The sequence below is a fragment of the Paenibacillus sp. FSL H8-0315 genome (assembly GCF_038005365.1).
GTDB classification, from domain to species: domain Bacteria; phylum Bacillota; class Bacilli; order Paenibacillales; family Paenibacillaceae; genus Paenibacillus_AQ; species Paenibacillus_AQ odorifer.
Map to the genome: position 1 here is coordinate 3,199,422 of NZ_JBBOTA010000001.1, position 21,139 is coordinate 3,220,560.

The 21,139-nt window shown below is 42.6% G+C and carries 19 protein-coding genes and 1 pseudogene; 7 read left to right on the forward strand and 13 right to left on the reverse strand.

What is annotated here, in order from left to right; all coding sequences use genetic code 11:
* Positions 1-34: 34 nt before the first annotated feature.
* From MHB56_RS13905 to MHB56_RS13920, 4 genes and pseudogenes are all read right to left on the reverse strand, one after another.
* A complete protein-coding gene (locus MHB56_RS13905) occupies positions 35-271 on the reverse strand; it encodes a YiaA/YiaB family inner membrane protein (protein ID WP_305953524.1) in 237 nt (78 codons plus the stop codon).
* A gap of 57 nt (positions 272-328) precedes the next feature.
* Positions 329-511 (reverse strand): annotated as a pseudogene (locus MHB56_RS13910) (YiaA/YiaB family inner membrane protein); the annotation flags it as partial.
* A 228-nt stretch (positions 512-739) separates the two neighbouring features.
* Positions 740-1,024, reverse strand: a complete 285-nt coding sequence (locus MHB56_RS13915; RefSeq protein WP_036682328.1) for an alpha/beta-type small acid-soluble spore protein — start codon at positions 1,022-1,024, stop codon at positions 740-742.
* A gap of 75 nt (positions 1,025-1,099) precedes the next feature.
* A complete protein-coding gene (locus MHB56_RS13920) occupies positions 1,100-2,287 on the reverse strand; it encodes an MFS transporter (RefSeq protein ID WP_076301575.1) in 1,188 nt (395 codons plus the stop codon).
* Between the two features lie 294 nt (positions 2,288-2,581).
* Between MHB56_RS13920 and MHB56_RS13925 the strand changes: the two genes are divergently transcribed.
* Together MHB56_RS13925 and MHB56_RS13930 are read left to right on the forward strand one after the other, a co-directional pair.
* Entirely contained in the window at positions 2,582-3,163 is a 582-nt protein-coding gene (locus MHB56_RS13925; RefSeq protein WP_076179252.1) for a TetR/AcrR family transcriptional regulator, read from the forward strand.
* Positions 3,164-3,244: 81 nt separating this feature from the next.
* On the forward strand, positions 3,245-3,964 hold the full coding sequence (locus MHB56_RS13930; RefSeq protein WP_341143678.1) for a DUF4386 domain-containing protein: 720 nt from the start codon (positions 3,245-3,247) through the stop codon (positions 3,962-3,964).
* An 8-nt stretch (positions 3,965-3,972) separates the two neighbouring features.
* Here the strand turns inward: MHB56_RS13930 and MHB56_RS13935 are convergent, their stop codons facing one another.
* The 8 genes from MHB56_RS13935 to MHB56_RS13970 all read right to left on the reverse strand — a co-directional run bounded on the left by MHB56_RS13935 (position 3,973) and on the right by MHB56_RS13970 (position 15,107).
* Positions 3,973-4,557 (reverse strand): Crp/Fnr family transcriptional regulator, encoded by a 585-nt coding sequence (locus MHB56_RS13935; RefSeq protein ID WP_076301525.1) that lies wholly within the window; start codon positions 4,555-4,557, stop codon positions 3,973-3,975.
* A gap of 14 nt (positions 4,558-4,571) precedes the next feature.
* On the reverse strand, positions 4,572-6,998 hold the full coding sequence (gene helD / locus MHB56_RS13940; RefSeq protein WP_341143679.1) for an RNA polymerase recycling motor HelD: 2,427 nt from the start codon (positions 6,996-6,998) through the stop codon (positions 4,572-4,574).
* Between the two features lie 571 nt (positions 6,999-7,569).
* On the reverse strand, positions 7,570-9,156 hold the full coding sequence (locus MHB56_RS13945) for an ABC transporter substrate-binding protein (RefSeq protein WP_076132834.1): 1,587 nt from the start codon (positions 9,154-9,156) through the stop codon (positions 7,570-7,572).
* A 54-nt stretch (positions 9,157-9,210) separates the two neighbouring features.
* Positions 9,211-10,092: a carbohydrate ABC transporter permease gene (locus tag MHB56_RS13950; RefSeq protein WP_076124225.1), complete on the reverse strand. Its 882-nt coding sequence runs from the start codon at positions 10,090-10,092 to the stop codon at positions 9,211-9,213.
* 40 nt (positions 10,093-10,132) lie between these two features.
* Positions 10,133-11,053 carry an ABC transporter permease gene (locus tag MHB56_RS13955; RefSeq protein WP_036682339.1) on the reverse strand — a complete coding sequence of 307 codons (921 nt, stop codon included), beginning with the start codon at positions 11,051-11,053 and terminating at the stop codon, positions 10,133-10,135.
* 196 nt (positions 11,054-11,249) lie between these two features.
* Positions 11,250-12,830, reverse strand: a complete 1,581-nt coding sequence (locus tag MHB56_RS13960; protein ID WP_341143680.1) for a response regulator — start codon at positions 12,828-12,830, stop codon at positions 11,250-11,252.
* 5 nt (positions 12,831-12,835) lie between these two features.
* A complete protein-coding gene (locus MHB56_RS13965) occupies positions 12,836-14,572 on the reverse strand; it encodes a sensor histidine kinase (protein WP_076181799.1) in 1,737 nt (578 codons plus the stop codon).
* 100 nt (positions 14,573-14,672) lie between these two features.
* On the reverse strand, positions 14,673-15,107 hold the full coding sequence (locus MHB56_RS13970; RefSeq protein ID WP_341143681.1) for an Lrp/AsnC family transcriptional regulator: 435 nt from the start codon (positions 15,105-15,107) through the stop codon (positions 14,673-14,675).
* A gap of 158 nt (positions 15,108-15,265) precedes the next feature.
* Between MHB56_RS13970 and MHB56_RS13975 the strand changes: the two genes are divergently transcribed.
* From MHB56_RS13975 to MHB56_RS13995, 5 genes are all read left to right on the forward strand, one after another.
* Positions 15,266-15,730 carry a VOC family protein gene (locus MHB56_RS13975; RefSeq protein ID WP_076181797.1) on the forward strand — a complete coding sequence of 155 codons (465 nt, stop codon included), beginning with the start codon at positions 15,266-15,268 and terminating at the stop codon, positions 15,728-15,730.
* 385 nt (positions 15,731-16,115) lie between these two features.
* On the forward strand, positions 16,116-16,703 hold the full coding sequence (locus MHB56_RS13980; RefSeq protein ID WP_076191549.1) for a class I SAM-dependent methyltransferase: 588 nt from the start codon (positions 16,116-16,118) through the stop codon (positions 16,701-16,703).
* Positions 16,704-16,951: 248 nt separating this feature from the next.
* On the forward strand, positions 16,952-17,494 hold the full coding sequence (locus tag MHB56_RS13985) for a sigma-70 family RNA polymerase sigma factor (protein WP_232061486.1): 543 nt from the start codon (positions 16,952-16,954) through the stop codon (positions 17,492-17,494).
* Complete coding sequence (locus tag MHB56_RS13990) at positions 17,487-18,647, forward strand: DUF4179 domain-containing protein (protein WP_076301529.1); 1,161 nt, start codon at positions 17,487-17,489, stop codon at positions 18,645-18,647. Before MHB56_RS13985 ends, MHB56_RS13990 begins: the two co-directional genes overlap by 8 nt.
* 23 nt (positions 18,648-18,670) lie before the next feature.
* On the forward strand, positions 18,671-19,576 hold the full coding sequence (locus tag MHB56_RS13995; protein ID WP_341143682.1) for a DUF5643 domain-containing protein: 906 nt from the start codon (positions 18,671-18,673) through the stop codon (positions 19,574-19,576).
* A 106-nt stretch (positions 19,577-19,682) separates the two neighbouring features.
* On the opposite strand, the gene MHB56_RS14000 is transcribed toward MHB56_RS13995, so the two are convergent.
* Positions 19,683-20,900, reverse strand: coding sequence for a HAMP domain-containing sensor histidine kinase (locus MHB56_RS14000; RefSeq protein WP_339245511.1), 1,218 nt, complete (start codon positions 20,898-20,900; stop codon positions 19,683-19,685).
* Between the last annotated feature and the right edge of the window lie 239 nt (positions 20,901-21,139).

The following is a 21,139-nucleotide window of genomic DNA, read 5'->3' on the forward strand; positions in this document are numbered from 1 at the left end:
CTGTTCTCAGCGAGAAAGCTGGATATATCCCTCTTTACCCTTGGATGTCCCGTCTCGCCTCTTGCTCGGCAAGAATCTCGTTATCTTCCGCGTTATCCCGCGTCACTTTCTGAACGCCAATAGCGCTATAAGAAATCAAGAGAATAACAGCTATGTAATACCCCTTTACATTTAATTCAAATGGAGCATTGTAAAGGCCAATAAAAAACATCGCATACCCGATAATCAAACCCACAAAAGCCATAATTGTGAAGGCCCCTGTGTTTCTCATCCTGTGTTTAGGGTTATCCAAACGAAATTCTTTATCCTCTGTATTGTCCCTGACCACCTTTTGCACAACGATACAGGAAATCGTAATTAACACCATACAGAGCAAATAATACCCTTTTACGTTTAGCTCCCAAGTGTCGTTGTACACTCCCAAACAGAATAGAAAAAGTCCTGCCCCCAATGCAAAATACGATGCCCCCGTAAAAGCAGCCGTGTTGCGTTTGCGATATCTCTGATTCATCTGATAATTCCTCTCCCACTACAGACTTGAATGATGATATATCCTTCTCCACTATACCGTGGAACATCGGTAAAATTCTACCATGAATCAGGTTGTTTTAGGGAATTTCAGGAATTTTTTTACTATACAAATATAAAATAACGCAAACACCGAAAGGACGGCCTCAGTCCCATACAATATAGGACAAAAACCGCCTCCCGTGATCTCTGCAACATAAATTAGAAAATGCTACTGCCTTTCCTGATCCACCAATTGCTGCTGTGCGAGACGAATCATTTCGCGGACCATCGATCCACCAATTTTACCGCCGATCTGGCCCACCGATTCTGTGCTCAAATGACCATTTTGACCGTGCTCCAAAGGGACACCCAGTTCTTTTGCGACTTCGTATTTCACATCATCAGGCCGCTCTGGATCTACATCATACCCCTCGCGCCGCATCACTTCCGCTTTAAAAATTTGCATTCCGCGGCTGGCTCCCGGCACTGCATATTTCCTGTTCCTTCTAGACATCCTTATCCCCTCCCAAACCTGTTTTAAATAACATGCCCGGAAAACGGAACCTCCACCCTTATGGACTTGCCCCGATTATTTCCAAGCAGGGCGCCGTTGCAACGCGGCATTCGTAGCACGCAAGGTTAAAGCCCAAAATAAAAAAGCCACAGCACTAACAGAAGCTCCAAGCCAACATACCCCGTTCCAGCCATAGTGAGAATAGATTTGAGTGGAAGCAATCGATCCGGTAGCACTTCCAATGGAGTAAAAAACCATATACCCTGCGGTGAGCCGACTACGTGCCTCCATGCGCAAGGTAAGTATTATACTTTGATTGGTGACATGCACGGCCTGCACAGCCAAATCAAGCAGAACAATACCAATAACCAATGCCAACAGCGACTGCTCGGTAAAACTGATAAACCACCATGAAATCAACAATAGAAGTAAAGCTATGCCTGTCGTTCTCTGTCCATGACCCTGATCCGCTAGCTTTCCCGCCCGCGCAGCAGCTAATGCTCCCACAATTCCCGCCAGACCAAATGCCCCAATTGCAGTATGTGAAAGTGATAACGGCGGAGCACTAAGAGGCAAGACCACAGAAGTCCACAGAATACTGAAAGCAGTAAAAATCAGCAAAGCCAGAATAGCACGGATACGCAATACTCTCTCTTGTACAAACAACATAAACACTGAGCTAAGCAGCTGAGCGTATGACAGTGTTTTTACCTCACGTTCCACATTTGGCAACACTCTAAATAATGTACATACCATACAAAGCATTAAAGCAGCAGAAAAAAGGTATACGGAACGCCAACCTGCAAGATCTGTAAGTATTCCTGAAATGGATCGCGCAAGAAGTATTCCAATCACAATTCCACTTGTGACCATGCCTACGACTCGCCCGCGTTCGGCAGGGGCAGCCATTGTCGCCGCGAACGCAACAAGCGTCTGCGTTACAACAGCGAGTAGTCCCACTGAGGCCATACCTACGAATAGTACCGTGCTGGAAGAGGCAGTACCCACGATAATCAAAGCCACCACAGATAATAACATCTGGCCGATAATCAGGCGGCGCTGATTCAGTAAATCTCCTAGTGGCACGAGCAGTAACAGCCCCACTGCATAAAAAATCTGCGTGATAGTAATAAGAATACCAATGGTTGAATAATCAATACCAAATTCTTTCGACAAATGATCAAGCAACGGTTGAGCAAAGTAGATGTTTGCAACCGACATCCCGCAGACAACGGCAAACAAAAGTGTCATATACCGAGGCATCGAGGAAGCATGAATAGAATCAGATGGCGTATGCGTCTCTTGTGACGAAAGCTTCTCTTTAGTCCCCTGCATTTTGGATACACCCTTTCTCTGTTAAATTTAAATCGCAAACATATTTCATACTGATCAGTATGTTATTGTGCTCAGTAAATTTATCTTACAAAATGGTGTGTGTCAACATAAATATTTGATTCTACCGATTTTGATTTGACAATATAGACGACTAGTTTTAGTATTATAAAATACTGTTCGGTAATAAATTATTGAAATCAAATATAACGAGGGGTGTTAATAATGGCTCGAACCCGCGAATTTGACGAAGAAAAAGTATTAGAATCAGCTATGGAGCTATTTTGGGAGAAGGGATATGAGGCTACTTCATTAAGCGATTTAACTTCCAGAATGGGCATTCAACGCCCCAGTATATACTCAGCTTTTGGAGACAAAAAAGAATTATTCGAAGCTGCGCTACGTAAATACACGATGTCCCATGCTTCCCGTGTCCGAGCCCAACTTCAAAGCAATCCATCCGCGAAAAAAGCCTTTCGTAGTTTTTTTGAAGATGTGGTGGCGGAGGAGTATGCAGGCAGTGTGAACCGAGGATGTTTTTGCATCAATACAATGGTCGAGCTGGCACCTCATGATGAGAAGTTCGAGATTCTTACAAGAGAACACCAAATGTATCTATCGGTTATATTTCAAGAAACTATTGAACGCGGTATACAATCAGGTGAGCTTAAGGGTGGTGTAAATGCGAAGGCCTTGGCACAAGCACTAATCGTATCGCTAATAGGGCTTACTGTACTCTTGAAATCCCGCCCGGAGCGATCCTTTGTTGATAACGCAATAACAGTGATACTTACTTCGCTTGATTAAATTCAGAGTCTTGATTTAAGTCAATGCCCGCCATAGTACTCCTAATTACAATGAAATAAAAGTCCTTTAGGAGGCTATCTTATGGCTATCTCAGAAAAAGACCTATCGAACCAGCGTAAGTCCGCTTTAACAGCTGGAATATCACTGATCATCATGACCCTCGCTTCATTTTTTTCATATGGCTTTGTCCATGGGACTCTTGTTGTGCAAGGCGATGCCCGTGCCACATTTATTAACATTGTATCTTCCAACAATCTTTTCAAAGGGGAAATCTTGGGCTGGATCATCATTATGATTACTGACATTCTGGTCGCCTGGGCGTTTTATGTGTTTCTAGAACCCATCAACCAAAATCTTTCATTACTTGGCGCATGGCTCCGTCTAACCTATTCCGCTATATTGGCAATCTCTATATTAACTTTGATATTTGTGCTGCTGCTCACGGGAAACACAAATGGCTTTTCCTCATTAACAATCGAACAAACTCAAGCATTAATGATGTTATTTCTGGATGCATTTCAATTCATTTGGTCTATGGGGCTGGTCGTTTTTGGCGGGCATTTGTTAATAGTGGGCTATGTGGCTTTAAAATCCGATGTCATTCCTAAAGTAATCAGCATCTTGCTGCTGCTTGCTTCAATAGGCTATATTATCATTCATCTAAGCAAAATGTTTCTCCCACAATATGAGGCAGTCATTACAACACTTAATTTTATTTTTACTATTCCTATGATTGTAGGAGAACTAGGCTTTGGGATATGGCTACTGCTTAGAGGTGGAAAAATCCCCAAAAGTGTATAACGATTTTGCTATTCATCACCGGAATGAACCCGCTTCTTAATTCTACTTAATGACTCTGGCGTAATCCCCAAATAACTGGCTAATTGATGTTGGGGGACACGGGTAAGTAAATGAGGTCTTTTTTGTAACAAGGCTTTGTAACGTTCTTCAGGATTGGAAGCAATAAAGGAAGTCAACTCATCCTGAACCTCACCCAAGTTTTCCTCTACCATTTTGCGTATCATGGTTTCCAGCTGAGCGTGTTTATGGAGCATATCCTGTTCCGCATTAAGATCACCAACCACCAATATGCTGTCTTCTAGGCAGGTTAAGGTGTACGCTGAGGGTCTACTCTCTTGATGCCGATTAAAAATCGAAACCGCTTGCTCTTCCGTATAAAAATTAGATGTGACTTCTTTGCCCGATTCATCTACCGAGGACTGCCTCACACATCCCTTTAACACAAAAAAACATTTTGAGGGAACGTCTCCTTGTCTAAGGAGTACCGTTCCCTTCTTGTATTCCTCAATAGGAATACCTTCAACAATATCCTGCTGTTCCACTTCGTTAAGAGATGTAAATTTACTCATATACTTATACAATATGCTTTTCATTTATCTCTCCAATCTCATTGCACGACCTCATATGAAAATCCCTCTAACGGCTGAATAAAGTGTGACCAATCACCTGTTGTGTACAGCAGAAGCCGATGCATCGCACGCGTACAGGCTGTATAAAAAAGCTTGCGTTCGCTTTCCCGATCATACGTCTGTGTGGAAGCATCATAAATCAGTACGGCGTCGAATTCAACCCCTTTTGCGAGATAAGCGGGAATTACTAAAATGCCCTTCTCAAAAGTGAGCGTCTCCTTCGTAATAAGCCGCAGAGCTTCGCATCCTTGTGACTTTAATTCTTCATAGGCCGCACGGCTTTCAGCTGCAGTCTTGGTAATCACGGCAATAGAGTCAAGCCCTTCAGCCATCAGCGCCGCGAGATCTTCTTTAATTCTTTTCGCCCGCTCTACATCGCTACTAGCGTTCACTAGGAACGGCTTCTTACCCTCTCTTTCAAAAGGTACGATCTCCTCATTAGGCAGTAATGCCTTCGTAAACTCCACAATCTGACGAGTTGAACGATAACTTCGAATTAGACGGATCAGGCTCGTTTCCTCTTCACCATAAAGCCGGATCAAAGGTGAATCCACCTCGTGCAAATTCGTTGCTTGAGGGAAAATCGCTTGGCCGAAATCGCCGAGCACAGTCATGCGCGCGCGGGGAAACAGCTGTTTGAGAAACGCGTATTGGAACGGCGAATAATCCTGGCCTTCATCGATAAACAGATGCCGCACCTCAGTGTTCACACGAGTGCCCTCGACAAGTTCTTTTAAATACAGGAATGGAGTGGCATCCTCGCAAAAGAGTTCATCGCGGCTCAGCTTTTCCTTTGTTTGCTTACAAATTTCCTGCCACTGAGCAGGCACCTCAGTCTCGTTCGTCATTTGCCGATAACTGGCGTCGGCACTAAACAACTGATCGTATAACCCAATCGTATCTATGAACTTGAACCGTTTGACATCGCGTCTCAGCGGTTTAAAGTGCTCCTTCACAATCATGCGGCGCAGCAGTTCTTCTTCCTGCAGACCAAAGTCAAAAACATTCTCTTCCCCTTGATCCTGATTAGGAAAATCCCCATAGTTCTCAAGATACTGAGTCGTAAAATCAAAGACGGCTTCCTCCCGCCGATATTTCTTAAGTATCTCACTGTAGGCTTCGGCATACTGATCGGTATCGAGGTAATCGAGTTCATCTTGAACCCAGAATGCCTCCTGTTCCTGACGCTCCAGCGAAGCCAACTGACGCAGTAGCCATTCACGCAATAAAACGATGCGATTAGCCAAGCGAATGGAGCTATCATAGCTATAAAATTGCGATTTCATCTGCTCCGCAGTAATCAACTCGCGATCCCGAAAACGGATACTATGAAACAACATCCCTTCCTTCCCTAACCACAACGCATAGTTTTGCAAAGCATGCAGAAAAGCTTCTGAAGCTTTATACTGCATTCCAGTTAGCCGTGCTTCATACTCTGGAGAAGCTTTGGACGTCAGTACATATTCAATCTGCTCGAACGGATCCTCTAGACTAAGCGTAGATCCAAGCCAATAATCAATATACTCCTGAAAGGTTGTTTGCTGCATATTCTCCTCGCCAAGCTCGGGAAGCACCGTAGATACATAACTGTTAAACATCGGATTAGGCGAAAAAAGAACAATCTGATCCGCTTTGAGCCTATCGCGGTGTTTATATAGCAAATAGGCTACCCGTTGCAGCGCTGCGGATGTTTTTCCGCTGCCCGCCGCCCCCTGCACAATGAGCATACGGCTACTATCGTTGCGGATAATAGCGTTCTGTTCCTTCTGAATAGTCGCCACGATGCTCTTCATTTGTGAATCCGCACCCTTACCAAGCACCTGCTGAAGTAATTCATCACCGATCGTTAAGCTCGTATCGAACACGTTCTGAAGCTGACCCTGACGGATCTGGTATTGCCGCTTCAGCATCATCGTTCCTGAGATTTGTCCTCCCGGTGTATCGTAAGTGGCGGGGCCTGGCGAATGGTCATAATACATACTTGCAATAGGTGTCCGCCAGTCATATACCAGAAAGTTTACACCTTCTGCATCGATGAAAGACGCCACCCCGATATAGATTTGCTCACTGGAGATCAACCCATCTTCTTGAAAGTCCATTCGTCCAAAATAGGGTGACGGCAGCAGCCGTTTCATGTTTTTATAACGCAGCAGCCGTTGGCGGTGGCTACGTTCCCGTTCAGACAACAACGCTTCTTGCTGTTTTATACTGTAAAAGGTCTCCTCGAAATCCTCATGTGTGCTCGTATTGACCGTAACTTCCTCCCAAAACTGCTTGCGGATGTCCGTCACCTGTTCACGTAATCCTGTCACTTCCGGTTCCAGCTCGCCAATCTTTGATTGCAATTCTTCCGTGACCGAATCTAGCCGTTTCTGTTCTCCCTGCCAATCTTTTTCGTTTAACATTTTTACTAACACGCTCCTTTTCAAGGTTGTTATCAAGAAGCAAAAATACAAATTTGACAAACTGCCAATCCGCGTGGTATTATTAATGTATAAATAAGATGTAATAAATCTGTCTGAAATACGCAGATTAACAGTGGTCTTCTCATAATATCACGTTATTTCATTGCGCGCAAATTATATATTAAGAAGAACCGGCAGCTCATGCCGGTTCTTCTTTTTTATTCCTTTCTGCAAAGAGTAGCCGTTCTCCCTAAGTATCCATCTCCCTAGCAAAAGGGTTGCTGCCTTTTGTTTCTGGTCTGCCTAACGGACCGAGGTGACTTTATTTACTGATTTTCAGCCTTTAAAGCAGACTTTCGGACTCCAGTGCAGCTATTCTTTATCCTGAGCCTCATTCTAGGCGTGTTTTAGGCTAATAGCGACTATGAGGTCCGTTAGTATTCCAAAAGTGCGATAATGCTGCTATTAGGGTCAACTGTGTCCGATAGCGGCTTCACCCGCGGATGAGCCCAATTAAACAGGGAGACCTAACAGCCATTTGATGACTGTTAGGTCTCCCTTATTCTGTAGCTTATTTGTTTGCCAAGAAAGCATCGATTTGAGTTTGCAGTTCGGTTTGGATTTTATCAATGCCCGCGGATTTCAGTTGCTTGTTCAGATCTTCAAGACCTTTGTCGATATCTTTGATTACGCCGTATTCGAGCGGAATCGCATAACGGAGCATTACGTTACCAACGTTGGCAATTTCCGTTTTCACTTTGCTGTTATCGAATACGAAGGTTTCAAGCGCGTAGTGATAGACATTTGCTTCCCAGCCTTTAGCCAGATCGTTTGCTTCTTGCGGGAATGCTTCATTGTCACGGTTAAGTGGCGAGTTGAAGTTCCAGTTAGAGAAGCCAGTATAGTTCGGATTCTTTTCAAGGGCTTTATATTTGTCATCGCCAACCGCTTCGTAATGTACACCGCTAAGGCCGTACATCATCAGGTCGTGCAGTTCTTTATCATTTTGCATCAGATCGAGGAACATCAAGGAACGTTCCACATTTCTGGAAGTAGCGTGGATCGAAGTACCGTTTTGGGTGGAAATCGCCACTGATTTCTTCTTGCCTTGGTTGATGTCAGCCAATGCTACTTCATAAGGGGAATTCTCTTGGCGCATCAAAGCCATAAGTGCTCCAAGTGTTCCGTTGTTGTGCGTAATCGATGCTGTTTTGCCTGCTTTAAAATCGGCCTGATGATCATTTTTACTGTTTAGAACGTTTTTCGACCATGCATTGTTATCAGCGAGATCTTTGTAATATACGAGTAGATCTTTAAACTCTTGCGTTTCATATACGTTAAATACTTGCCCTTTTTCATCCGTCAATTTGAAAGCAAACGGAAGGTCGAGATCAAACATATTCCATTCGTTTTGTTGCTTCAGCAATACACGGTCCAAATTATGATATTTCCAGTCTCCTGTTTCCGGGGTGAACGGTGTAATTCCTTTTTCGTTTTGTGCTATGGTTTTCAAGTAAGTGGCATACGCTTCTGGGCTGTTGATCTCCGGAAGATTGTATTTCTTACGCAAATCCTCGCGGTACAAAATCAGTTTTTCAACGGATTCCCCTCTGTTTTGCGGAACCATATACAGTTTGCCGTTTACCTTAGCTTGATCCCAGCTCACATCAGACATAGCTGCTAAAGTCTGCGGCATATATTTGGTAAGCAGCTCATCGGTCAATTCCAGGAATCCGCCTTTCAGCGCCTGGTCATTGTAACCAGCCCAGTTTGCCGAATAGATGAGGTCAAAATCCTCATTTGCTGCCAGCTTCAGCGGATATTTTTGCGCCCAGTCCGACCAATCCAGGAACTCGCCCTCTACAGTAGCATTGATTTTTTCTTTCAGCTTTTTATTAATCTCAGCAAAAACGCTATCATAGTCTATCGGTTTAGGGCCAACAAAAATCATTTTCAGCTTCACTTCTTTAGAGGTATCAAGGGTGTCTGAGGTAGTTGCAGGTTCTGAGGTGTTCGTAGTGTCGCTTCCTCCCTCTGACGCATTATTTGTAGCCTGTGCAGACGTATTAGCATTGTTATTGCCACCACCACATGCACTTAGAATCATTACGAAGGTTAAAACGAGCGCTAGCATCATCAATCTATTTCTCTTCAGCATCTCAAGCCTTCCCCCTTGTGTTTAATTATATTGATAAACCGAGTTTCCCCGGGTTCATCCTTTCACAGCACCAATCGTCAAACCTTGGACAAAATACCTCTGCACGAATGGATAAGCCAGCAAAATCGGGCCAGTGGCCACAACTGTCATCGCCATTTTCAAGCTCTCGGTTGGGATCGATGTCGTTACGACTGCCCCTGCACCCATCATCGCTTTGCGCATGCCATCCATATTGCCTAGCATTTTATACAAATAATATTGTAGCGGCATCAAGTTTTCATTCGATACAAACAGCAATGCATTGTACCAGTCATTCCAGTAGGCCAGCGCTAGAAACAATCCAATGGTAGCTAACGCCGGCTTGGACAGCGGCAGGATTAGACGAGCATAGATCTTAAAGTCGCCTGCGCCGTCAATTTTTGCTGATTCTACAATTGCTTCCGGAATGCTGCCCATAAAAGACTTCATAACAATGATATAAAAGACATTGAGCATCATTGGAACCACTAAGGCCATCAGCGTATCCTTCATATGAAGGTAGTTGACCATAAGCAGATACCACGGAACCAAACCGCCGCTAAACAAAGTCGTAAAGAAAAAGAAGAATGAAAATTTATTGCGCCACTTAAAATCTTTTCGGGATAGCGCATAAGCAGTCATCGAAGTCAGAAACAAGCCAAGCACCGTGCCGAGTATAGTAACTCCTATTGTCACTATATAGGCTTGAATCATCTGTTCGGGATACTTAAACAAAATGCTGTAGGCCTCAGTTGAGAAGGCAGTCGGTATAAATTGATAACCATCCGTTAGGATTTTGGATTCTTCCGTAAAGGATGAAGATACGACAAGTATAAAAGGAAAAATACATAAAACTGAGAGAAAAATCAGGGATACATAACCAATACCTGAAAATATTTTACGATCAAGCTGCTTCATATCGTTACCTCCATTATGAAAGACTTAACTCCTGATACGATTAGAACAGAGCGCGGTCTTTGTCGTATTTACGGACAGCATAGTTCACTGACATGATCGTCGCGAAGCCAAGAACGGACTGGAAAACACCAGCTGCAGCTGACATGCCGATATCATTCGAAGTAATCAGTGACCTAAATACGAAAGTGTCGATAACGTCTGTCGAGGAGAACAACAAGCCGTTGTTGCCGATCATGTTATAGAACATCCCGAAATCACCACGGAAAATGTTCCCGACTGCCAGCAGCACCAGAATAATAATCGTTGGATACAAATTCGGAATGGTTACTTTCATAATTCGCTGAAAAATATTAGCCCCATCGATTTCGGCTGCTTCATACATTTCTGTATCTATCCCCGTAATCGCGGCCAAGTACATCACCGTTCCGTATCCGAGACTTTTCCATGCAGAAACTATAACCAGAATATACGGCCAATAGGAAGGTGTATTATAAATATCGACAGGCTGGAGTCCGATACCTCTGAGCAAAGCATTCACGGTGCCAATATCATAATTGAGCAGGTTATAAGCAATCGCTCCGACAACGACCCATGAGATAAAGTAAGGCAGGAACAACGCCGATTGTGTGATTTTGCGGAACCATTTACCACCGACCTCAAACAACATAATCGCTGCAAAAATTTGCAAACTGTTATTGACGACGATAAACGCAATGTTATATAGTGCTGTATTTCGTGTTACCCGCCAAGCATCGCCTGATTCAAAGAAAAAGCGGAAGTTGTCGAGCCCGTTCCAGGCACTTCCAAAAATACCGCCCGCATAATCATAATGCTTGAAGGCAATAATAATGCCCGCCATCGGGACATAGGCAAACAGAAGGAAAAAAGCAACCGCCGGAGCCAGCATCAGCAAGAGAACCCTATAATTCTTTAAATCGCTCCAAAATGTATGCCCTTTCATCTTTGCACCCCTCTCTTCTCTATATCTCTTATTATAAAAGGGCACAGGCGCTTAGATAATTCAGCGAAACAACTAAACATAATACTAATTCAACGATTCGACAAAAAAAGGTTAGCCGGCAGACCAAAAACACCCGGCAGCGATTCTCCAATAACCGAAAAATCATCGCCGGGTTTTCATTTTCACCGCTTTTTTGTTAGATTTTATTTTTCTTCCGGTACTCACCGGGTGACATGCCCATGTATTGCTTGAACTGTCTGTTGAAATAAATAATATTTTTATATCCGGCTTGTTCTGCAATCTCATAAACTTTCTTAGTCGGATCTTCGAGCAGCTCACATACCCGTTTCATCCGTAATTCACTTAAAAAATCGCTGAATAAACTGTTGGTTTCAACCTTAAATAAATGACCGAGATAGTTAGGCGTAAAATCGAAATGGGAGGCCACTTCGTTCAGCGTTATTTTTTGATCTAATCTTTCTTTCACATATTCCGTGATTTCATCAATTAACTTCCGCTTTTGTCTTTGCCGTTTCAAATAAAGCAGCTCCGACAACTCAAAAAATCTTCTTCTCAGCCAAGAGAGAATATCATGCACCGTTTCAAACTGAAACAGCACAAAGGGATGATGTGAATCCCAATTCAAAATCTCGTATAGATGCTCGTTCATTTGCTGCAGATCGGCATGAAGCTTGGAGGTAATTCGAATAATGATATCGTAGATGTCATTTTTCTGGGAGAGCGGACTGTCCCCGGCAAACAGCTGCAGCAAACAATCATCAATGGTGGTAAGGTCGTAATCAAGCATCGCTTTAAGCATCCGGTCCACAATAACCTCTAAATCTGAGGCGATTTTTTCCTTCGGGCTCCATTCCGAGGCATCTTGGATGATTCTATTTTTCCCAACAATCCATTTAATACTTAAAGCAGCCTGAGCCTGCCGATAGGAATCATGCAGCTTACCCAGTTCTGTTGTGTACATCCCTCTTCCAATCGTAATTGAACAGGAAAACTCCTGATAGAATGACCGAATGAGCTCTTCCATCAAAGCGGTAAAATATTGTTCCTGAACCGCAGCAAGGATCACAAAATGATAGTCATAGGTTGTGATGACCATGCCTAAATTTTGATCTTGCGCGAACTTCCGGATAAAATGATTGGCTGTGCTGCTCCATAAACTCCGCTCTTCTTCCGTCCAAGTTTGGATTTTCCGTGCCATATCGTCAATCTCGACGATGGCGACCGCCGACGCGCCTTGTAAGTAAGACGTAAGAACGTTGTGAATATGCGTCTCCACCTGCCCCGGGGCAGTCTCATTAAACCAGCGCAGCAGCAGCTCCTGATTCACAAGCGTCAGTGTTTCCGATAAGGAAATATGCTGCTTCCTCTCCTTCTCAATCTTGGCGCAGAGTTCAGTCAGTGTCTTATTTAACTCGTCATCATCGACGGGTTTAAGCAAATAACCGGAGGCATTTAATTGAATGGCCTCTTTGGCATAGTTGAAATCCTGATGTCCGCTAATAAAAAGCAGATGGACCTCAGGGTTAATCTCCTTCGCTTTCCGGGCAAATTCCACGCCCGACATAATCGGCATGCGGATATCGGAGAGAATGATGTCAATGCGGTGCTGCTCCATCATTTTTAAAGCGGCAAAACCGCTCGTTGCCGTTCTCACGCTATGCAAAGGCAAATGATCACTGCCCGCCACCCGCCGTCTAAGCCATTCCAAATCGATCACTTCATCATCCACCAGCAGAACGTTAATCTCCATCGCCATACTATTTACTCCCCCATAACTTCCCGGATTTCCGCATTATCCACCGGTAAGATAATTTGAACGGTCGTTCCTGCCCCAAAGTAACTGCCGATATGAATACCGAAATCATGGCCGTATCTCAGCTTGATTCGTTCCTCCACGTTTCTCAGTCCATAGCTGCTCGAATGGAATGAGCTCGAACGCATATTTCGCAGTGTATCCGCCCGCATACCAATTCCGTTATCGATGACCTTCAGCTCGATGCGTTCACCCAGCCGTTTTCCGGTAATCCGGATCGCAATCGTCTCCCCAAACCAAGCATGCTTGAATATATTTTCTACAAATGGCTGCAAAATCAGCTTAATGATGGGAACCTGTAAAATATCAGGATCAATATCATAATAAACCTCAAACGCATCGGCATACTTTACCCTCTGAATTTCAAGGTACATCCTTACCTGCTCCAGCTCTTTTTCAAGAGAGATATAGACATGTCCTTCATTCAAGGTGAGGCGATAGAATTTAGAAAGACCTTGTACCATCTGTGTAACCTTCTCAACTTCGCCCAAATTGGCCAAGCTGCCAATGGTCGACAATGTATTGTACAAAAAATGCGGACTGATCTGAGCTTGAAGCACATCCAGTTCTGCTTGCTTTTTCTGAATCCCTTGCTCATAGACGTTCTGGATCAGGTCCTGGATACTAGTCGCCATCTGATTAAAACTATTAGCAATGTAGACAAATTCATCATTCCCGGCAAACCCAATTCTTTTATAAAAATTCCCTTCCTGAAAGGACCGGACCAAATATACGATCCGTTTAATTTTTTTGCCTGATATGCGGGCAACGAGGAAGCCGATCACCGCCATGACTAAAAAGCTGATCAGACAAACGGTGGTGATCACCTTCTGCATTCGGCTAGCATCTTTATTCAAGTAGGCATGCGGCACCCGTACCTCGATAGCATAGTCAGACAACGGAATATCTTCACTAATGATCAGATAAGCATCTTGCTTCGCATGTTCATCGACAATACCTTGTTCATAAAGCGTTAATCCACTAACCCGATCCACTAGACGAAGGTCTATGCCCTGTTCAATCGGAAAGGTATCGAAATTGCCAAAAAGCTCGTCAATTCTCGCCGTGACGCGAATATAACCAATAATCGATGGGCCTCCCTTAGAAGAAACCAGCTTGCGGAAATACGAAATATTGCTTAGTTCACTGTCGCTGTCCGCCTGAAGCCACAAGCTGTCTTTGTTATTGGCAACAATCGACTTGAACCATTCCTTATCTTCAATAACCTGATCAGAAAGAATATAATAATCGCTTCTACCGATAGGTACAGACATATCATCACCGGGGATTTCAAGCATCGTCTCATTTGCGGTATAGAGCACAAGTCTCAGATTGTTCCCATACAATTGCAGAGGGGCTTTCATATAAGGAACGATATCATCCCTCATTTTGAGCATGTTTTCCAATGCATCTCCCCTAAACTGCAGAGCATTCTGAAAATTCGTATTGAGAAACAGCGAGTTAGTCATTCGTTTGATTTCATCTGTCTGATATTCGATATTGTTCCTCGTCTGCTTCAAAGCTGTCCGGACATTCGTTTCCGCCATTTCCGTTCTGGACTCTACGAGCATCGTATAAGCTATATAACCCACCAATACATCTGTCAGCAATACTAGAATGAGGTACGGTATCATCATCTTATAGGTGAACGGAATATACTTTTTACTGAATAAAAACCTCTCCATACCCATGCTCCCTTGTATCCGAGTTAATGCTAACGTTGTTTTCATCCATTCTACAATGGAATGAAAGCGGTTACTAGATATTGTGTTTGGAAAATGGGCTTTAGAGCAACACCCTGCTTTCCAATATATTTTTTAGACTGATATGAGATTTTGAAGGTCCAAACTTTATAAGGTTGTCTTGGAATTCAGCTAACTCCTCAATCGACGCGGTTTGCACCTTTATGAGGTAATTATATTCTCCGCTAATCCGATATAAATCGGTAACTTCCTTAGCATTTTTGCAAAAATCCGTAATCTCTTGGCAATGTTCTGTTTTTAATAGAATAAACGTAGTTGTGCCCCGATCCAGATCTCGTAAATTAAAAGCTGTATGATACCCAGAAATGATATTCCTTTCCTCCAGCTTGATCATTCGTTCTTTAACAGAGGGTTGTGACATCGAAACCTCTTTACTGATTTGTGAAATGGACATTCGGGCATTGTACTGAAGTAATTGCATAATCTTTTTATCAATGTCATCCACAAGTTGTTCCATAGCAAGCGCCTCCTAAACCCATTTTATAAAATAAACTTATTCCACTAAAATACCTTAAATTTAATAACCATATTACTACAAAACACTTATCTTATATATATATCTCATATTTTAATACAACTATAATATGTATATATTAAAGTTGGGAGCGATTATAAATGAGTGTAAAAGGCCTTGCACATGTAGCGATTCAAGCCAAAGACTATAAAGCAACTATTTCTTTCTATATTGACGTTTTAGGATTCAAGCTAGGTCATCATTGGAGTCTGCCATCCTTTCAGATCAAAGAAGCCTCCATGCTGATTTCACCTGACCGCAGAACCTGTATTGAGATTTTTGATAATGATGCAGTCATCGCCGCTCAAGGAAAAAAAGCCTTGTCTGATGAAGATATAGCACACGGAGCGTTATTACATCTTGCCTTCTATGTGGATAATGTAGAGGAGATATATCAAAAAGCCCTTGCACATGGGGCAAAGGCTTTTATAGCACCGGACTCTCTGTCTCTGGGCGAACCGCCTCTTCTAATAAAAAACGCGATCATTCATAGTCCCAATGGAGAAGTTATCGAATTTCTTGAAGAGGTTGATTTTGATATGTCCAGTAAAGTTCATGTAGAATAAACGCTAGGGAGGGTTATGAATTATAAAACATACCATTCTCAGTAAAAAGTCGCTTTTCCTCTTAATTTTTTTGATATTTCTTATAGGAACCTACTTTTTATTCTTTGGACTTCCGTGGAAGTCTCTGGCTTTAAAAAAGCAATTTGAAGTCTATTTAGAAGATAAATATCAAATCGATTTCCAGCTGGGTAAGATGGACTTTGATTTTATACATCGCACTTATCTTTCTTATGCCCATCCAGCAAATGATCCCAGTCTGATTTTTTATGTAGGTCAAGATATTGAAAGCAAGGAAATTCAGGATCTTTATCAATATGAAGTTAATAAACGAAATGCTGGGAGAAAGTAAGAGAATTGAATCCTGCTTCTAGCAGATGAAGAAGGAATGATAGTATTGATCGTGATTCAAGTCATCGCTTGGCTCATCGCCTTCGCAGCCTTGTTATCCATGGTGTCGATTGTGCTGGTGAGCTGGAGGAACGGGATATCGCCGATGCCTACGTCAAAATCTGTACGCTCGGCTGTTGCCGTTGAGGTGAATCGGATTCCGGGATATAGCAGCATTGTGGAGGCGGGATCGGGTTGGGGAACACTTGGCATGGATGTTATTCGCCAATGTCCAGGCAAAAGGCTGACAGGCATTGAAAATTCCAGTATTCCCTTGTGGACATCCCAGCTGCTTGCTAGGTTCGGCACACGTATGCTGCGAGCAGACGAAGGCCAGAATCTGCTCCACGGAAGGCTTCGTTATGTACGTGGGGATATCTATAGCAGCTCTTACGAGCATGCGGATATTGTTCTTTGTTACTTATTTCCCGGAGCGATGAAACGGCTGGGGGACAAGTTCAAGCGTGAGCTACTGCCGGGCGCGGTGGTCATTAGCATTTGTTTTGCCCTTCCAGGCATGCAGCCTGTCCGTACCATAACATGCACGGACACACTGCGTACCAAGGTATATGTATACACTTTTTAATTCAGGATTACCCCACTACTTCTCTTCTGATAAGGTGGTAATTCCTGAATTTATTTCAGTTTATCCACTTGAAGTCCCCCCCTTTCTATTAACCTCTCCATCTTTGCCAAAAACAATGAATTGCATGGATTTTATACTACTACCGAGGTAAGTGATTTGTGTAGGAGAATGAATTTTATCCTAAATATAACTTTTTGGATGTCTTCTCCATCTAATTATACAGAGGGCCCTCAAGGAGGAAAAATCATTTGCTGGAAAACGAACTGGATATCAAAAAAGCGCAGAAAGGCGACCACGAGGCGTTTACCCGTCTTTTCAGGCAACTGGAATCCCAGTTGTACAGATTAGCCAAAACCATTCTGCTAAAAGATGAAGATTGCGCGGATGCTCTTCAGGAAACAACACTGAAGGTGTATAAAGGGTTGGCCAACCTTAAACAGCCTAAGTTTTTTAAAACCTGGGTTATACGCATCCTGATTAATGAATGCAATCAGTTACTTCGTATGCGAGAACGAACTATAGCTGTGGCGGAAATTCCCGAGGAACCGGTCGTTTCCTATGTGCATTTTGAAGATTCAGGCAACGTAGACCTGCAAAGCTTCATTAATCAGTTGGACGAATCCCTGCGGCTTGCTATCGTGCTTTTTTATTATGACGATTTATCCATTAAGCAGATTGCAGATGTGCTCGACATCTCCGAGGGAGCGGTCAGGGCACGACTTCATCGCGCACGGAGATTGTTGTCCAAACAGATACATCCTGTGCGGGAGGAGGGTCTTGCTAATGAATAATAACAATTTAGAAAAGCAGATCAGGGAGCTAGGGAAAGCTAATATACAGGAGCTTCCTCCTTTACTACGATCACGGCAGGATTCGATTTATGCATCGCTGGCCACCATTGTCCAGGATCCTGTGGAAAAGGAAAAGAAAAAGCGGATATATCCAAAAATCACAGCTGCTGTGACTGCGGCGATATTGTTAAGTGTTATGCTAACGGCTATCTATCCGCCTACGTTGGCCAATGCGCTCAAGCAGCTTCCCTTGATAGGCGGTATTTTTGAACGGGCAGATGATATAGGGTTACAAGCGGCCCAGCGTCTGGGACTGACTTCCCGTCTAAACAGTAGTGATACGCATGAAGGGATCACCTTGTCTGCCGAAGAGGCTGTATTTGATGGCAGCCGGTTGGCATTCTCGGTGAAGCGTGAGGGAGAAGAACTGGAAGGTAAGCTAGCCGGAGTAACGATTGGAGCGGATGGGAAGCCTTTTTTAGCGAAAGGTGCAATAACCTCTGCAGAAGTATTGATCGACGGCGCTTCCCTGGAGCAATTTTCTGATGGTCTCTGGAAAGCTATGCCGTTTCTAAGCTGGATAGAAGGTGCGGAAAGCAACACAGCTATTTTTAGACTAGTGGATTCCTCGAATTCCGGAATCTCCAACAAACCTTTTCCTGATCGATTTGTATTGACTGTAACCCTTGGCTTAAACGGTATGGATGAACCGTTTGTTCTCCAAATTCCTGCGCGGAAGGCTACGATTAATAAAATTTCCACACCTGATATACGCGCACAAGTTGGAGGATGGAGTTTGATCCTGAAAAAGCTGGAATATAGTCCATTAACGACACGCCTGTCGCTCATGCTGGAACAGGATACAGACGAAGATCATGCAGCATTGAGTTTAGTGGGCTTTGAAGTAAAGGATCAACAAGGACAGGTGCTGAAAGATATTTCACAGAAAGTCCTCTCGACTTCCAATAGGTCACTTAATGTCGATTTGCTTACTGAGCCATTTGAGAAACACCCTAATATGCTCACAATCCGTGGCTATCTTTATGAGTTTGAGAACCCACAAAGTAAGAATGGAGCATTTAAAACAGACAGTTCTGGAAACCCAGTGAAGCATTATATTGACGGTCTAGAGATAAACGTGCTAGTTAAATAAAAATTAAGGAGCTTGATAATATCATGAAAAAAATGACTAAGAAGATGTCTGTAATTTTAAGTGCTGCTGTATGCCTAGGAGCGTTGGGAATGCCAGCTTTAACCCAAGCATCCAGTGCCCAACCCGCTGTTGAAGCTTCCCTGAATACAACAAAAGTGGCCGATTCACACGATCAGCTTACTTTAAAGGGCAATGCGCAGTTTGATGGTAACTATATTAAGATCGACCTGAGCCGTGAGGGATCGCTATTTTCAGGAATGCTCGCAGGAGTAACTTTAAATGATAAAGGTGAGCCCTATCTTGCAGAAGGTACTATTGTGGGAATAGACGCTAAGCTCACTCAACCAGGAGGCATTGATTTAAAAACACCACGCTGGATCAGTGACGGTGATGCCAACAAGGCGGTTGTTGTATTGCAGACCGGATGGTTAACTGAGCAACAAAAGGCAAACCTGGCTTCCTCTGAATTGAGTATCCATGTGAAACTTAACGGAATCGAAGACCCGTATGTACTTAAATTTTCTCTCAAGCAAGCAGGATTAGTGCATAACATTCAGCTGCCTGCTATAAAGAAAGACAACCAATTTGAAATCAAAACCACCCGTGTTGCTGCGGGAGAGACTTCTGTGCGTATCGCTTTAGCGGTTAAAGGGGTTGCCACCCAAGCACAGGCTTTAGGATATGACATTTATGATAATCTGGGAAATGAATTAGAATTTATTGCAAGGGATTCTGTTGCAGCAACTCAAAATACGGTTTCTGAAGATTTATTGTTCGAAGCACCTAGCTCAGCGGCAGAATATCTGATTATCAGACCGTATCAAGCCGTATTTGAAAAAGGCAACACCGGGGCTTATAAAGTAGATGCCAAAGGCAATGTAGTTAAAAATTATAACAAGCAACTGGAGATCAAAATCCCTCTAAAATAATCGTTAGCGCAGCAAACATAAACATATTTATCTAGGAAAAGGGGATTACCTCTCCGGCCGAAGGCTTGAGGTAATCCCCTTCTTTCAACGGAAAGAATGTTCCGTTTTACTGGTCATTTATAGCTAAAAAGCGGATAGTAGCTGTTGTCCCCTTACCTACAGAACTACTATAATAAATTTCGCCGCCGTACTTTTCTACGATATTAAAGCAAATCATTAATCCTAAACCTGTTCCATTACTTTTTAATGAATAAAAAGGAGTCCCTAGCGACTTAACCTCAGCTTCCGACATCCCGCTTCCTTCATCGATGATTGTTATCTCAATAAAATTATTGTTCCTATTCGCCATAATAGAGACAGATTTACCAACATCCGAAGCCTCTAAAGCATTTTTTATTATATTAATAAGCAGCTGCTTAAATTCAATTTTATTAATAGAGATCTTGCAGTCTTCTTCTACATAGGTAACAATTTGATTATCAGATAACATTGCGTAGGAATGGAGCAATCCTGTGACACTCTCAATAACATCCTTCACATCTACTTTTTCTAGTTTTTGTTCTCCATTTGGCTTTGAAAGGGTTAGAAATTGCGAGATAATCTGTTCTACTGTGTTCAATTCATCAATCATTAATTTAAATTTTCTTTTCATAGGATCATCAAATGAAGGATCCTCATCAAAAAACTGTAAAAAACCTCTAACCACTGTCACTGGATTTCTAATTTCATGCGCAACGGCAGCTGTCAATTGTCCAACCATCTTTAAGCGCTCAGATTGCTGTAATTGTTCATAATAAAGCTGCTGTTTTTTCATCCGTTTAAATGATATTTGAAAAATGAAAAATAATAACACTTGAACCGCTATTATATTAATGAAATTCCCTAGAATATCATAATGTAAATATGTATATAGATCCCCTCTATCAATCAAGAGGATATAGCCAAATGTAATTACCATCAGTATTCCATTTATAATGAAGGAAAAATAGAACAATTTTAAATCAAAAAATAGAATAGAGAGTGCAGGAATAAGACAAATGAGGATATAGGTAGTCCAAGTTTGAGGATATAAAAAGAATAGCGTATAAAAATACGCAAATCCAAATAGAATGATAATCTTTCTAAAAGTATGTGTCTCATGCTTAGGGTAAATCCATAAACAAACCGTTAGAAACGTCACACATAAAAAATGAATGATATAACCAAAATCAATTCCATCTAACTCTAGAGTAGATAGTATTAATCCAGACATCATAAGAACGATGATCATTAACATTAATATGTAATAGGTTTTTCGATTCACCCGACTGTAGAACTCTCTCATGAATTCACCACTTTTAAATTGATTGTCGAAATAAGAATTATATCAGCTGAAATAGTAATAAACAATAACTGAAAAAAACTGTAAACTCGATGATATTATAGTTTGTAAAAAACTAAAAAACCGGGAGATACCATTTTAACAGTATCTTCCGGTTTTCTGTTTAACTTTGCATATTCTTTAAGCAAACGTCCATGTAGGAACGCTTGAAACCGGCAAGGGCTCCCTGCCCAGTCGCGGTT